A 15,277-nucleotide genomic window follows, 5' to 3' on the forward strand; every position below is an offset into this window, starting at 1 on the left:
TAAATTTAATTACCCTTTCATGGCGGTAAGCATACCACCATAAATGTTGTTGAGTGAGCTAACGTTTTTGTTTAGCTTAGCCAGTTCAGCCTTGAATGTTTCAGTTTCCTTGCCTGCTTCATTCAATCCCTCCATGGCTGCGGTAACGTTAGAATAAAATTTATTGAGCACTTTAACATGACTGTTTGCATCTTGCAATTCCATCTCGTACACTGCATTCAGTGCGGATAAATTTTGTGTCACAGATACTACCTGATCCCTGTAATCCTTTGCTTCTTGGGAGGCATTGGACATTTCTGAAAGGGCAGCAGCTGTTTTGCTATAAGACTGGTTGATGTCGACCAATGTTTTGGAGGCTACTTTCACATTCTCCGCATATTCATTGGTAGCCAAAGCAGCATCTGCCACGGTTCCCATCTTTTGGGTGGAATCTGCGAGGTTTTTAAGGCCTTTTCCAAGGTTATCGATAAGGTCAGGGCCGATATTGGCATCTTCCAACATTTTATCCAGTTTTTGGGCGGTCTGGTCACCGGAGGTTTGAACGGCAGCCCTTGCTTTGCGCGGTGCTATTGGGGCCGACTCATCTGCCAGTTCAGGATAAACCCTGCTCCAGTCCACTTCTTCGGTTTTTGGTTCGAAAGCAGATAGAAAGAAAATTGCAGCTTCCGTGGATAATCCCACGCCGATCATTAGAGAAGCACCCTCCCAATCCAGAATCTTGAACATCGCTCCCAAGATCACGACAGCGGCACCGATCCCATAAATTTTTGGCATAATTGATCCATAAAATTTGTGGGCAAAAGAAGTTTCTTTGTGTTTAGCCATAGGTAGTAAAAGTATGGTTTGTTAAATTAATGTGTTAAGTGTGTGTGTATGTGTTTATTTGATTAGCGTCTTCTGGTGGCCCGGACATCCATGGATCCTGAACGACCGATAAAGGTCATTACCGTCCTGAAGCCAATATGGGCTGTCTTGACATCTTGGTATTCGTAAGTACGGGTGCTGGTCTCTAAATAGTGTGCGATATCCTTCCAAGAACCTCCACGAACGACTTTTCTTGATTCATTTTCATCCTCGTATTTTGGATCCAAATCCCAGGTCAGGGCACTTCCTGCTGGGTTATAAGCATCTTCCACCCACTCGGACACATTTCCTGCCATGTTATAAATGCCGAAGTTATTTGGTGCATAAGCATCCACCGGCGCGGTATACGCAAAACCATCATCGATGTAATTCCCCCTACCGGGCTTGAAGTTTGCCATTAAGCAACCTCTTCTGTTTTTTAAGTATGGTCCACCCCAAGGATATTTGGCGATTTCCTTACCTCCTTTAGCGGCATATTCCCACTCTGCTTCAGATGGCAACCGGAACCTTGGCATGTCATATTCAGATTTATCATTGGCATTCATATGATAAGTCTTCCACTCACAGAATTTTTTGGCCTGCTCCCAGCTGATCCCCACTACAGGATAATCGTCAAAAGCCGGGTGCTCAAAATAGTACTCCATCAAAGGGTCACCATAGTGATGGGTAAAGCTCTGTGACCATACAGTAGTATCCGGTACCAATTCATCAATATTAAATTGCGGTGGGTCTTTCAGCGTGGTAGGAGTAGACAGGGCCAACTCTCCCATTCTGACGGCCTCCAAAAATTGACGGTATTTGTTATTGGACACTTCATACTTGTCCATATAAAATTCAGATATCGTAACCTGTTTGTTCAGGGAGGATTTACTGACAGCAATATCTTCATCTGCCTGGCCCATCCAGAATGTCCCTGCCTTTACAGGGACCATTTCATGGGGAAGGGTCTGTTGCCACCCTGACCGATCAGGTACACCGGTAACCTCTCCAGACCTGTTGGCCTTTTCGCTAGCAGAACCCTTGCTACCAAATAGGCCACAACCCTGCAAAAGTGCCATGGAAAGTAGCATCACGACCCCTGTCAAAAATCGTGAGTTCATTTTCTTGTACATATAAGACAATTTTGTTGACAATTCTTTAATTCTTCGATTAACGTGTATTTACCAAGATCGAAATTTAAGAGAAAATACCAAAACATTGCAAAAAATCGGACAAAATTAACGGTTATTTAAAACCGAAATCTTGGCGTTCGTTGTATGATACTTTCTATTTTTTTCGTTACGGCTGGTAAATTATACGTTAACATAAACTCATGAGAGGTCGGAGCTTTCGCTTCGTTTCCACCCATTACCAAATCAAATGCATACCCTATTCTTAGGGATTTATCTCTTAACAATTTATACCCCATCAAAACAGATAAAGACTCTTCCCCTCTGTAGGCCACCCCTCCACTCAAACGATCATCATATGTCGCTATAACGCTCACATCATAGGAAAAATTATTGAACCCCGCACTTTTTAACAAGATACTTGGGTCAAATGTCACTTGTGCAAAAGTCCTTATCTTATACCCCACCATCAAATAACTGTGGTTGACCAGTTGGTTATCGAAGGAATTTTCTCCAAAATCAAATGTCGGCTCATTGATGTGCCGGCTGCTGAGGGCCAAGTAATACTTCGGGGCTTCATAAAGAATCCCTGCACCGACATTGGCGCTCATCTGACTTTCATTGCCGCTAGAAGGAATAGTCGGGTCCGGATTCACCACATCGATCTCATCGTATTTAATGGTATTGGAAAACATGCCTCCAGAAACACCAAAACTCAGGACACCCCTTCTAATTTTTTTATGGTACGCCAAGGATATATTCGCCTCTTGGCTGGTAGCAGGCCCAATGTCATCATTGGTGAAGGATACTCCCCAGCCGATCGCCGTACCGGGAATCCTTCCAGAGGCCGTTACCAATTGGGTCGTCGGGGCGCCACCATTCCCGGATGATGTCGTGTACCCTAGCCATTGGCTTCTGTGCAGGGCAGAAAATCGATACCCTGTATGATTTCCCGAAAAGGCAGGATTATAAAACAGTCCATTGTACATGTACTGTGAAAACTGGGCATCTTGCTGTGCATAAACCACCGAAGGGCAAATCCCTCCGATGAGTACTCCTGAAAAAAATATAAAACAAAGGTAAATTCTCTTTTTCATGCGCTTCAAAAGTATATTGAATCAATATGACTAGTCTACACAATTATAATCGAATTTACCTTATAAATGTTGGGAATTTTTAGATGTTATTCACTTTTTTTATGTACAATTCAAGCGCTCCTGTCATACTTGGCGCATTTGGCATGGGTGCCTCAATGTCCAAAATCAGGTTTTGGTCCTTTACACTCTTGGAAGTGGTAGGCCCAAAAGCCGCTATCCTTGTCGCCCCTTGGTCAAAATCCGGAAAATTATGTATCAATGATTTGATGCCTGATGGGCTGTAAAAAGCCAGGATATCATACTTGATATCTTTCAGGTCCGACAAATCCGCCGCTACGGTATGGTAAATAACGGCTTCTGTAAATTCGATATTGGCCTTGGCCAAGTAATCCGGAATATCATTTTTACGGATATCTGAACAAGGAAAAAGGTACTTTTCGCCCTTATGCTTCTTGAAGTAATCAAACAAATCCGCCGCTGTCCTTACACCGACAAACAACTTGCGTTTTCTGATCACGATGTACTTCTGAAGATAATGAGCTGTCTGCTCTGAAATACAAAAGTACTTCATGTCAGCAGGCATTTCAATTTTGAGTTCCTGGCAAATCTTAAAGAAATGATCGATAGCATTCCGGCTTGTAAAAATAACGGCCGTATGCTTAAGAATATCGATTTTTTGCTTTCTAAACTCTCGGATAGAAACAGGTTCTACCTGTATAAAAGGCCTGAAATCAATTTTCAGATTGTATTTCTCGGCCAACTGAAAATAAGGAGACTTGGCATCTGAGGGTCGAGGCTGAGAAACCAAAATACTCTTCACCGGCCGAAATCTGTCCTTGGTAGATTTTGTCATATGCTCTTTTTCTTCTTTTGTTTTCTCTGGTATTTTTCCCGTTTAGCCAATGATCAATTTAACGATCACTAAAAAGGGAACCAATTCCGAACTGCAAAGGTAAGAAAATAAATGGTAACTTTTAAAAGGGACTTTTTTTAACATTAAGTAAAACAGTCTAAATATTCCCACCAAATAAACCACCAAAAAAGCACAAATGGCATAATTCATCATTTCGTCCATTGCGGTGTATCCCTGAAGGTAAAATCCCATGATGACAACATACAAAATCAACAACACCAACATCAAACTCTTTACCATATAGAAAAACTGACTAAAATCAATTTTATCCAAATGATAAACCATCGCAAAAATCTTAATCCAAAGATATTTTAAAAAGGACATCACCATAAAAATCATGGCGCCTGAGAGCCATATCAATAGCAAGGCATTGAGCCCTTCACCAAAATACTCCGACAATAGACCAATGCCTGCAAAATGCAAAAAGGAAAACGCAAACAACGACATGAGCATACTGAATACCAACATGTAAAAAATCACATCGGATGAAAACAGCTTCATCCCCCCACTGCTGTCGGAAAACTCCTCTTGAAACAGGGACACAGGCCTCAATGCCGACTGGAACACCATCGGATAAGTCACCTTAAACAACGCGACCAACGCCAATACCACGACAAAGGCCAAAATCAAAAAATCCTTTACCGGATCCTTTTCCCTTAACTGCTCGACAGCAGCATCTTTTCCTTCTTTCACAGGCTCACCCTGTGTAAAAACTCCTTTCTTAATGGACACTTCTCCATCTGCCACCCCTTTCTTGTACACCCTCATCGGAATACTTTTGGCATTTTCGCCAATGGCGGCTTTTAGCTGCGCTATCGGAATGATAAAACTCGTGTCTGAAGAAGCATAAAGCCATAATTTCTCCCCTAGGAAAACAGCAGCCTGCTCAGGAAACTCCAGCTGAAAAGAGGCCATGGGATAATCTTTCAGGTTTAGCGAAACCTTGGCCATCACAGGCGAAGGGACCAGCTCGTATTTATGCTCAATGACAATTTTCGGATTATAGTTTTCCAGCACTTGGGCCTGCAGTGTGCCCATAAAAAGCACCATAACAAAAGCTACTGACAGCTTTTTAAAACTATTCTTCATAAAACTAAAATCTCCCAATATATCCAAAGTGAATCTTTGCGTAATTAACTCCTATCTTCTGCTCATTTGACCGACCCATTCCATACAAAAACCGAAACTCGCCTGTCCCCACACTCAAATTGATTCCCCCTCCAAAGGACAGCACCCCGTCCTGCTCTTTTGGAATGGACCAGCCTGACTGCTCCAGCGCCCCCACATCGGCAAACAGCAGAAAATATGAATTTTCTTCAACATAAAACCTAGGTTCAAAATTAGCATAAACATATCGGTTTGCGAAAAAGAAATTTTCATTAAACCCTCTAATGCTCCTCAGCCCTCCCAAGCGGTACATGTCGTTCTTCAGGAGGTTGTCCCCGAGCAACATGCCTCCCCGTAACCGCAAAAAGCCGACCAACCTTTTGCCCACACGCCAATATTCCTCAGCTGAGAATGTTCCGAAAAACTGTATCGACGCTCTTTCCACTTCGTCGTAAAATTCCTCGGCGATGGCAGTATTATAAAGAATCCGCTTATTGCCCACCCCTCCTTCGGCGATCAGTCGCCTGCCACTTTTGGGAAGGTAGCCGTCGTCCAGGTTTTGATAATGTAACCGAAGTCCGTAACTATGATAGCGAAAATCCAGTACATCAGGAAGTTCATCGACCTCACTGACTTCAGAGACCGACAGCAAATCTCCGGATTGCCACCTGCTGAAAAAATCCATGTAAATCCGCGGGGTCACCTGGTATCCAAAGCCAAGCCTAAAGTCCCTATTGACAAAACTGGTATCCTCCTTGAGCAAAAAAAAGGAAGCGTTCACATCTATTCCTGTCCCAAAAAGCTGAGGCTCCAGCGCGGTTATTTCCATGTTTTGACTGTACTGGGTAAGCCGCTGCCAATGCAGCCCATACTGTCGGCCCTTGCCTGCTGGATTATAAATGTCCAGATCAAACTGCCCGGTCACCAAGAGTTTATTGGCCTCCGCCTCATTCGGGAGAAGCCCAATAATACCATCCAATGTGTTGATCCTTCTGTTCCTTAGGGTCAAGTACACGGTGGCCTCACTGTTTTGGAAGCTCACCTTGGGTGGTTCCGCTAACTTATAATAGGGCAAATTCTGGATCATACTCAGCGCCTCTTCCACCTTCTTTTGAGAATACGGTTCTCCCGGCACAATCCCAAGCTTGCGGGCAAGCGACCGCTCATTCACACGTGCATTGCCTTGTAGGCTCAAACTGTCAAACAGGATAAGCGGTCCCTCTACCAAATCAATGTGCGCTTGGAGAGCCTGGTCCGTCTGGCGGATGCTATCAAGCCTTACGGCTGCAAAGGGGTATCCTTCATTTTCCTTGACCGTCAAAATACGGTCAAATAAGCGAACTACCTTGCTGTGTGACACTGGCTGGCCATCAAAGAGCCAGGAATCAAACCCCGCCCTCCTGAGCACTTGATCGGACAAATTGCCCCTTCTGAGCGAAACCCATTTAAATTGCCCATGGGGATTTATTCGGGCGGTAGCCATAGAATCCGCGAAGACTTTTTCCTCCACTGCCGCCATCAAGTACCCTTCTTCCCACAACCGCTCAATTTCTGCCTTTAGAAACGCCTCCACTGCCAATGAATCGGCCAATTCCCGCTTACCTTTCTCGCTCTTCCCACCACCAATTTCATAGCGAAGGACATAAGGTTGCTGGGCCAGTAAAGTCCTACTGAACCAAAATGCAAAAAACAATGCTATAATGAATCGGCGTTTCAAAAATCCTTCCCGTGGTTTTATTTAACTTTGCGCCAATAAAAGTAATCAATTTGGCAGGAATATATATCCATATCCCCTTTTGCAGACAGGCGTGTCACTATTGTGACTTTCATTTCAGCACTTCCACCGCACTGAAGGACAAAATGGTCCGCATGATCTGCCGGGAACTTCAACTTCAAAAAGACTACCTGGGACGGGGCACACCGATCAAAACCATCTATTTTGGAGGCGGCACCCCATCACTGCTATCAGCCGAAGCGCTTGCTGAAATCCTGGAAACCATTTCGCTTCACTACCCGCTTGAGCTGGAAGAAACGACCATTGAGACGAATCCCGATGACCTCAACCCGGCAATGCTACAGTCATTAAAAACACTAGGCTTTGACCGTCTGAGCATCGGCATCCAGAGTTTCAGCGAAGAAGTATTGCGATTTTATAATCGTGCACACACCGCCACAGAATCTTTGAAGAGCATTGACTTAGCGCGCAAAATGGGATTTGATAAGCTTTCCATCGACCTGATGTATGGCTTTCCGGCCAAAGACCACCAGCTCTGGAATCATGACCTCAGACAGGCCATCCAGCTGGCACCAGGCCATATCAGCAGTTACTGCCTCACCATAGAGCCGGACACTGCACTAGGTAAATGGGCTCAAAAAGGATCCTTCAACCCTGCTTCCGAAGATTTCTGCGCCGAGCAATTTGAGGTGATGCAAAACCAGCTGGAAGACGCAGGATACGTCCAGTATGAAATTTCCAATTTTGGCAAACCCGATGCTTTTGCAGTGCACAACAGCAATTATTGGAAAGGTATTCCCTACTTGGGCATTGGGCCAAGCGCCCATTCCTTTGATGGCCGCTCCAGGCAGCACAACATCGCCAATAATCCGAAATACATCAAAGCCCTGGATAATGAAACCGTCCCGTTCGAGAAAGACGTCCTGAGTCAAGAGGATATTTTAAACGAATACCTGCTTACAGCATTGCGAACCATTTGGGGAGTGGACCTTCAGAAAGTAAAAGAAACGTTTGGTGTAGACCTCATGCATATCCACGCTCCCCTGATCCAGCAACTGAGCCAAGAAAAGCTGATCGAGACCAACACTCGCCACCTGCGCCTCACCAAACAAGGAAAACTTTTGGCAGACTATATTGCCGGCAAGCTGTTTGTGTAATGTTTACTTCTTAACTTTGGCTATCATGAAAAAATATCAAGACTTCAACCCGCGCAAAAAAGAGATCACCCCACTTAAGGAGGCCTTTGAAGAATTGCTCCAAGCATACAAACTCAAAGATCGTTTCAATGAGCGGAAGATTGTCAGTGCTTGGGGAGAAATGATGGGAAATTCGATAGCCAGCCGGACCTCCAGTATTTATGCCAAGGATAAAAAGCTATTTGTAAAGCTTAGTTCAGGCCCCATAAAAAAAGAACTGATGATGAACAAATCCCGGATCATCCATATCATCGAGGAAAAATTTGGGAAAGGCGCCATCGAGGACATTACCTTTTTATAGTAGAAACACTTGCAAAACCTTTATCATTTGATCAAGGATTTTCATGAACAATCGTATTGCACTCGCCATCAAATCAATACTTAAACCAACAATTATTTCGAACACATCCTTTTTTACACACTAATTTTTCGCATAAACACATTATTGCTCTAACGCAAACTGCCTATTGTCATTTTATTAAAATTTATAGCAAATCCCAATACTCAATTACATATCAACAGCTCAAATAGGTCGAAAATTTAAAATAATGTAAATTTCAATCGTTTTAATTATGTAATTTTTAAAATATAAACCTATTTATTACCTTTGACGCACCATTTAGCCAAAAGGGCTTTTATACTGTAGGATGTTGAAATTGGCAGACAAGCCCTCCTGTCTCGGGGGTGGAGATTATGGGATAAAGCACACATAGAGCTCTTGTGTTGCCTAACTTCTCCGTGGAGGTTCGAGTCCTTCTCCTACAGCACAGTGTTAAATTATTTTACAGAGGATGTTTTTATGGCAAAGGAGAATGGGCAACCATTAAGCATAAAAACGTTCTCTTTTTTTTGTCTAATCCGACAAGGCATAACGGCTCAAAGAGAATCAAGCGGAAAAGCTGGGGACTACCGGTTTTACTTAATGGCAAAACCACGGATAAATAAAAAATGGTTGTTCCGATAATCATCTAGTCCGCATTTGAAATACGGACTTTAGTGAAGAGATTGTCTCATAAGTCCTCGTCATTGCGATTCCGATGGATATCGGAAGAAGCAATCTCGTCATACGTGCAATGAAAGCACATCGAGATCACTTCACTCCGCTCGTGATGACTTATTTATTTATGAGACAACCTCTTGTATAAGCACTCCATTATTATTGCTTGATCACATTTTTACTCCATAGTGTAAGCTGGGGAGAGGTAAAATACAAGATATAAGGTGTTTTGTAGCTATCGTTATAGCTTATATGCTCGAAAGCTGGCCCCAAAAGGGCGACACATCCATAGCCATGGGTGAAGCCCATTATAAATCAGCCCATTCAAACTGGTCGGTTTTAGCCGCATTTCCTTTCCTATCCCCCACAATTTCCCGCTAAACCCCATTCGCCCCGATAGAGGAAAACCATCGTTTTAACGGGGTGAAATTTTCTTTCATAAGAACATGTTATAATTCATCTCCCCGAAATATCGCTATACTATAGATAGATCGCCTAAGCCTCGCGACAGGTTTAAGGCATGAATTTTGACAGGCTTCCATAAAAGGTAGAACTATTGTAGAGAAAATCTCTTTTGATTATCTTGGAAAAGGAAACACCTAAGTTTTTCAGACGCTATTTTTGAGAGCTTGTAAACTTTGTCATGTTCGACTTTATTTTATTTAGAATAAAGTTTATTTTACTTTACATGGTTAATTTATGGTAAAAAAGGACCAAAATAAAAAAAGGCTGAGACGATCCCAGAGGCGGTTGATCCGGTTTTTTGCCATCGTTATTTTCTCTTTGGTGTTTCTTCAGGTGGGCCTTTATTTTGGGTCTGATCTCTTGTTAAGGAGTTATGTCCAAACCAAAGTGGACGAAGCTTCCGGAGGAAAATATGAAGTCAGCTTTGACCGCTTCCATTTATCGATTTTCCAGCGTGGTTTTTACTTTGAAGGATTCAGCCTGATTCCCAATAAAGCCATGCTTGACTCCTTACCAGATGACAAGCCGGTCTATAAAATCCAGGTTCCCCAAATTGCCGTAAAGGGGATTGGTTATCATTTTTCGGATAAAACCCTAAGGGTAGGCAGTCTACGGTTTGTCGAACCTATGATTCAGACCAAGCAGCATTTGGACAGCCTCAGTTCAAACTCCAAACTGGAACAGCTACAGCTGGAAATCAAAAAATCCCTGGAACAGCTTCCTCTGGAAGAAATCATCATTCAAGACTTATACATCGACCAAGCGGATCTATTGGTAGAAAATTTTGTGAGCCGGAAATCAGTTAAGGCTGAAAATACCAATTTTCACTTAAGAGGTGTTCGGCTCTTGAACCCCAGACCCGAACCCACCCCCTTCAATGCCAAAGGGTTTGGGCTTACCTTAGAGAATTTCGAGATGCTCCTGGCGGACAGTGTCCATACACTGCGGGCGGCACAAATAGAAATCTCCTCTCTTGATGATCATATTATTGCCAAGGAAGTCATGCTGACCCCCAACCTACAGGAGCCAAGAGAGGTATTTTACAGCATGAAACTCGATAATCTTATGCTAACCGACGCAGACATCAATCAGGTGTTCTACACGACAGATGTCAATGTCGGAAACCTCAAGCTTAGCCATCCAGAGTTTTTGGTGTATTCAGAACTCTCGCCAGATGTGCAGGATAAATCATTATTGGATTACAGTCTATATCCCCTCATAAAAGACATTCTTTCTTCCATAAACATTCATCATCTCCAGATTGAAGAAGGCCGATTTCTCCAAAGAGGTGTCCAGGACGAATACAAAAACCGGATCGAAACCGATAAGATCAATTTCGAAATGGAGGAGGTTTATATTGGCCCCGACACAGAGCGCTCCAAAAACCAATTCTTTTATGCTGAAGAAGCAGCCCTTTCCCTATCCAATGTAAAGGTGGTCCTGGCAGACGGCGTACACTGGATCACCGGTAAGGAAGTGTACCTCTCTTCAAAAGAAGATGAGGTCAGGGTAAAAGGAGCCAGGATAGCGCCTTTTCGAGAGGTCTCTTCCCAGGTTCCGCTCTTTGAAGTTGACATCCCGGAATTCAACCTTGAAAACGCCAACCTCAAAAAAGTTTACAACCACAACATCCTTGATGTCAAGGACATGGTTTTCCGCTATCCGACGGTAAAATTCAGCAATCTTCAGAAAAAAGATGGTAGCATGAAAGGCCAAACCATCCAAGAGCTTACCAAGAACTTTCTTCGTGCCATTTATATTGACCGGTTAGAACTGGTGGAAGGAAACATGATCATAAACAACACCTTAAAAGTAAACAAGGACAGTATTTCATTCAAAAAGGCCAGTATGGTGTTGGAGAATTTTGCAGTGGACGAAGGCATAGAGCAGGATTCGTCCAGGATGTTTTTGGCTGAGGACCTTCAGTTGGAGTTGGATAACTATGCCATGAAACTTACCGATGATCTGCACTTATTTAAAGCAGACAAGATTTTTGTGGATACCAAAGAAAAACTGCTAAAAATAGAGGGCTTCAGTTTTGAGCCGCTCCAACCTGACAAGGTCATGGAAAACTTACGTCGGCTAAACAAGAAAATGGTTCTGGAGGTACAGGTCCCAGAATTCTATTTACGCGATGTGGAAATAGGGAAGGCCTATTTTGACGGGATGTTAGAAATCGGAATGATAGAAGTGCCCTCCCCCGACATCAAGCTCAGCCGCTACATTGCCCCGAACCAAAACAGGGAAAAGGTTCAGATCAACGACCTATACCAGCTGGTGACGAGTTACTTTTCACATGTCAATATCGATTCGCTCAATGTCATTGATGGATCCATTGCCTATGAAAACTATGTGCAAAACAAGATCAAAACCTTTGCGGAGGACAATGTATCCATCAAGATTAAAAAATTTGAACTAGATGAAGATGTCACTCCCCGCAATGCAGAAACATTTTTTGCGGAGGAATTGGACATTAGCCTGAACAATTACGTGTTCGACATAGCAGATGGGAGATATTCCTTGCACGCTGATCAAATAAGTTATAATTCTTCCAGAGACGAGCTCATCACATCCAATGTGCGGTTACGTCCACGGAGAGACCTGGGGGTCAAAGTGACCATCGGTGCCGACATTTCCAATCTCAGCTTTTCAGGCGTGGATGTGGACCGATTCTTTTTCGAAAACACCTTAGCGATGTCTAAGGTACGGCTTTCGGACGCAGAAGTAAACCTATTCATCGATCGCAACGGAACCAAGAAAAACCAGCAGGAAAAATCCACCAAAAAGAAGCGGAATCTTCCCAAGAGGTTTGACATTATGCAAATTGACACCATTGAAGCTGAAAACGCCCGTTTCAATGCCATCTATAGCGATGACGGCCATGAACGAAACCTCATTAATTCAGGCGTAAACCTTTCCTTTTATGGCTTTCTTTTGGATTCTAGCAAATTGGTAAAAGGAGACATTGTGGGATTCTTTGACAACATGGCCATGGATATTGATAATTTTAACCTCGCGTTAAACGACAGTATCCACACCCTTAATTTCAGCAAGGTAGAGCTGGATACCAAAAGTGACATGATCGTCTTTGAAAACTTCAAGGTCATCCCCAAAAACCTTAAGGGCAACCCCGGCAGTCCCGTCATAGCTGCTGCTGTGCCCAAGGTAAACCTACAAACCCACTCGCTTACAAGCTTCCAAGAAACAGGTGAAATCGACTTCCAACGGATCGAACTGGTAAACCCGGAAATAAGCTTATACCTCGACCAAAAAAGTGCGGACAATACAAGTGAAAAATCAGGAAAAGAAGCCGTTCAGGATATCATCCAAAATTTAAAAGTCACCAATTTCGAGCTTACCGGAGGAAAGCTGAACATCTTGCAAAAAGACTCCGATGCCAACATCCAATCCTTTAATGGACTGAACATCGTCCTCAACGATTTAAGCTTTGACCTGTCCAAAGCCACCGCTTTTGATAAGGACATTTTCTTGGACAGGGACTTTTCGGTGGAACTGCCCAACTATGAAATCAAGCTTCCCGACAGCCTGAATATTTTGAACATTGGCCTGGTTTCCATTCATAAGGATCAAATGACCCTTAAAAACGTCACCCTAAAACCCCGTTATGGCAGGTATGAATACATCCGTAAAGTAGGCTACCAAACCGATGTGGTCAAAGCGCATTTCCCGTCGGTCAGATTTGACAAAATCGACTTAAACAAACTGATGGAAGTACGGGAGATCCAAGCCAACAAAATGGAAGTGCAAACCCCAAACATCCATGTGTTCAGGGATAAGCGAGTACCGTTCAATGACAGCATCTACCGGCCCATGCCCCAAGAATTAATGAAAAAATCTGGTATTAAGCTGGAGTTGGACACCTTGGATGTCATTAATGGAGTCATTACCTACGAAGAGTTCCCCGAAAAGGGAATGGTGCCGGGAAGCATTACTTTCGACTCCCTTTATGCCAAAATGTACCCTTTTCACCTGAGCAAAACACTCCTGGACACCTTCCGGATAGACAGCAGTCATTTAAAAGCTGCCGCTAGGATCAATGGTGCAGCCAGCATTCAAATGACCGGGCTTTTTGATTATTCAGCCCCTTACCCTATGGACATTAGGGTCCGTTCAGGAAAATTTGACCTTAAGGCCGTCAACTCCATTATGACCAGAAATGCCTTCCTGAAAATCCGCGAGGGGGTTGCCCAGCCTTCTTCTTGGTCCTTTACGGCTGATAATGAAACCGCCAAGGGGCACATGACATTCTATTATAACAGTTTAAAAGTCCAACTACTGAATGACAGGACCCTCAAAAAGGCAAGAGGAAGAAAGGCAATGCTGAACTTTGTCCTCAACGCCATCGCCCTCCGAGGGAACAACCCCCGAAAGATCTTTGGCACGGAAAAAGTCGCACCCATCTATTTCGAAAGGGACAAGCGTAAATTTATTTTTAACTACTGGTGGAAAGCATCCCTCTCTGGGTTTCAGGGATCCTTGGGGCTTGGCGATGCCGGTCCTGCCAAGAAGGAAGAGGATGAGGAAGAATAGCCACACGATAAGTGGTGCCTAAGTCATATCGCTCGCACAATAAAGGGAACACATCAACAAACGGTTTATCTTAAAAACCATTGCAAGGAAACCATTTGATGAAAAATGAGGTCATTAAATGATATTATTTTAGATTTGCATGTCCAAAAAAGAATAGCGCTATGCATCAGGATAAAATTGAAGCATTAAAAATAGAAATTGCCGGGGCAGAAGCCAGCAATCCAGAAGAACTGGAAGCATTTAGAATGCGGTACATCAGTAAAAAAAGTGTGGTAGCAGCACTTTTTGCTGAAATGAAAAATGTGCCCAATGATCAAAAAAAGGCCTATGGCCAACTGGTCAATAGCGTAAAACAAGCTGCTGAGGAAAAGTTCAAAGCATTGATCGACAAGGTCAATGAAGGCGAGCGCACCTCCAAGTCCGCTGCTATAGACTTGACACTCCCTGCCACTAACCAGCCCGTAGGCGGCATCCACCCGCTAACCGCTACCCGTCAGCGGATCATTGAAATATTCGAAAGAATAGGATTCAATTTATCCGAAGGGCCAGAAATAGAAGATGATTGGCACAATTTTACTGCATTGAACTTCCCAGAAAACCATCCAGCGAGGGAGATGCAGGACACCTTCTTTATCGAAAAAAATCCAGACATTGCCTTGCGGACACATACCTCTTCTGTTCAGGTAAGGGTGATGGAAAACCAAAAACCTCCCATTCGGACATTATCCCCGGGAAGGGTTTTCCGAAACGAAGCCATTTCGGCAAGGGCGCATTGTATCTTCCATCAAGTGGAAGGGCTGTATGTGGACGAAAACGTCGGTTTTGCAGATTTGAAGCAAACCCTTTACCACTTTGCCAAGGAAATGTTTGGCAAAGAAACCAAAGTTCGTTTTCGCCCGTCGTACTTTCCCTTTACAGAACCAAGTGCTGAGATCGACATATCCTGCTTGCTTTGCGGGGGCGAAGGCTGTAATGTCTGCAAAGGAACCGGCTGGGTAGAAATCGGAGGATCGGGCATGGTGGATCCGAATGTCCTGAAAAATTGTGGCATTGACCCTGAAAAATATACGGGATTTGCTTTCGGAATGGGCATCGAACGGATCGCCATGCTGAAATACCAAATCAAGGATTTAAGGTTATTTACCGAAAACGACATCCGTTTCCTGAAACAGTTCAAACCCTTACTTTAATCCGGTTTGTATTAGGATACTCAAAGCACAAGGAAACCATGTTGTCAGGAAAC

General features: G+C 43.6%; 10 protein-coding genes. 4 read left to right on the plus strand and 6 right to left on the minus strand.

Going from position 1 to position 15,277, the window contains the following annotated elements; all coding sequences use genetic code 11:
- Positions 1-9 precede the first annotated feature (9 nt).
- The 6 genes from porL to ECHVI_RS03035 form a co-directional block, all read right to left on the minus strand.
- Entirely contained in the window at positions 10-825 is an 816-nt protein-coding gene (gene porL, locus ECHVI_RS03010; RefSeq protein ID WP_015264466.1) for a type IX secretion system motor protein PorL/GldL, read from the minus strand.
- A 62-nt stretch (positions 826-887) separates the two neighbouring features.
- Positions 888-1,976 carry a T9SS ring complex lipoprotein PorK/GldK gene (gene porK, locus ECHVI_RS03015; protein ID WP_015264467.1) on the minus strand — a complete coding sequence of 363 codons (1,089 nt, stop codon included), beginning with the start codon at positions 1,974-1,976 and terminating at the stop codon, positions 888-890.
- A 116-nt stretch (positions 1,977-2,092) separates the two neighbouring features.
- Complete coding sequence (locus tag ECHVI_RS03020) at positions 2,093-3,070, minus strand: PorP/SprF family type IX secretion system membrane protein (RefSeq protein ID WP_015264468.1); 978 nt, start codon at positions 3,068-3,070, stop codon at positions 2,093-2,095.
- A gap of 79 nt (positions 3,071-3,149) precedes the next feature.
- The gene (locus ECHVI_RS03025) at positions 3,150-3,923 is read right to left on the minus strand and encodes a uroporphyrinogen-III synthase (protein ID WP_015264469.1); all 774 of its coding nucleotides are present in this window, start codon (positions 3,921-3,923) and stop codon (positions 3,150-3,152) included.
- A 42-nt stretch (positions 3,924-3,965) separates the two neighbouring features.
- Positions 3,966-5,072: a DUF4271 domain-containing protein gene (locus ECHVI_RS03030; RefSeq protein ID WP_041738281.1), complete on the minus strand. Its 1,107-nt coding sequence runs from the start codon at positions 5,070-5,072 to the stop codon at positions 3,966-3,968.
- A 4-nt stretch (positions 5,073-5,076) separates the two neighbouring features.
- Positions 5,077-6,807 carry a POTRA domain-containing protein gene (locus ECHVI_RS03035; protein WP_015264471.1) on the minus strand — a complete coding sequence of 577 codons (1,731 nt, stop codon included), beginning with the start codon at positions 6,805-6,807 and terminating at the stop codon, positions 5,077-5,079.
- Positions 6,808-6,857: 50 nt separating this feature from the next.
- On the opposite strand from ECHVI_RS03035, the gene hemW reads away from it, so the two are divergent.
- From hemW to pheS, 4 genes are all read left to right on the plus strand, one after another.
- Positions 6,858-7,982 (plus strand): radical SAM family heme chaperone HemW, encoded by a 1,125-nt coding sequence (hemW, locus tag ECHVI_RS03040; protein ID WP_015264472.1) that lies wholly within the window; start codon positions 6,858-6,860, stop codon positions 7,980-7,982.
- 25 nt (positions 7,983-8,007) lie between these two features.
- Entirely contained in the window at positions 8,008-8,322 is a 315-nt protein-coding gene (locus ECHVI_RS03045; protein ID WP_015264473.1) for a DciA family protein, read from the plus strand.
- A 1,395-nt stretch (positions 8,323-9,717) separates the two neighbouring features.
- Positions 9,718-14,034 (plus strand): hypothetical protein, encoded by a 4,317-nt coding sequence (locus ECHVI_RS03050; protein WP_015264474.1) that lies wholly within the window; start codon positions 9,718-9,720, stop codon positions 14,032-14,034.
- A gap of 161 nt (positions 14,035-14,195) precedes the next feature.
- A complete protein-coding gene (gene pheS, locus ECHVI_RS03055; protein WP_015264475.1) occupies positions 14,196-15,224 on the plus strand; it encodes a phenylalanine--tRNA ligase subunit alpha in 1,029 nt (342 codons plus the stop codon).
- The last annotated feature ends 53 nt before the right edge of the window (positions 15,225-15,277 follow it).

The organism is Echinicola vietnamensis DSM 17526, assembly GCF_000325705.1.
GTDB classification, from domain to species: domain Bacteria; phylum Bacteroidota; class Bacteroidia; order Cytophagales; family Cyclobacteriaceae; genus Echinicola; species Echinicola vietnamensis.

What these genes read in the sequence shown, in the direction of transcription:
- porL (WP_015264466.1), bottom strand. Translation starts at nt 825, where the DNA reads ATGGCTAAACACAAAGAAACTTCTTTTGCCCACAAATTTTATGGATCA.
- porK (WP_015264467.1), bottom strand. Translation starts at nt 1,976, where the DNA reads ATGTACAAGAAAATGAACTCACGATTTTTGACAGGGGTCGTGATGCTA.
- ECHVI_RS03020 (WP_015264468.1), bottom strand. Translation starts at nt 3,070, where the DNA reads ATGAAAAAGAGAATTTACCTTTGTTTTATATTTTTTTCAGGAGTACTC.
- ECHVI_RS03025 (WP_015264469.1), bottom strand. Translation starts at nt 3,923, where the DNA reads ATGACAAAATCTACCAAGGACAGATTTCGGCCGGTGAAGAGTATTTTG.
- ECHVI_RS03030 (WP_041738281.1), bottom strand. Translation starts at nt 5,072, where the DNA reads ATGAAGAATAGTTTTAAAAAGCTGTCAGTAGCTTTTGTTATGGTGCTT.
- ECHVI_RS03045 (WP_015264473.1), top strand. Translation starts at nt 8,008, where the DNA reads ATGAAAAAATATCAAGACTTCAACCCGCGCAAAAAAGAGATCACCCCA.
- ECHVI_RS03050 (WP_015264474.1), top strand. Translation starts at nt 9,718, where the DNA reads ATGGTAAAAAAGGACCAAAATAAAAAAAGGCTGAGACGATCCCAGAGG.
- pheS (WP_015264475.1), top strand. Translation starts at nt 14,196, where the DNA reads ATGCATCAGGATAAAATTGAAGCATTAAAAATAGAAATTGCCGGGGCA.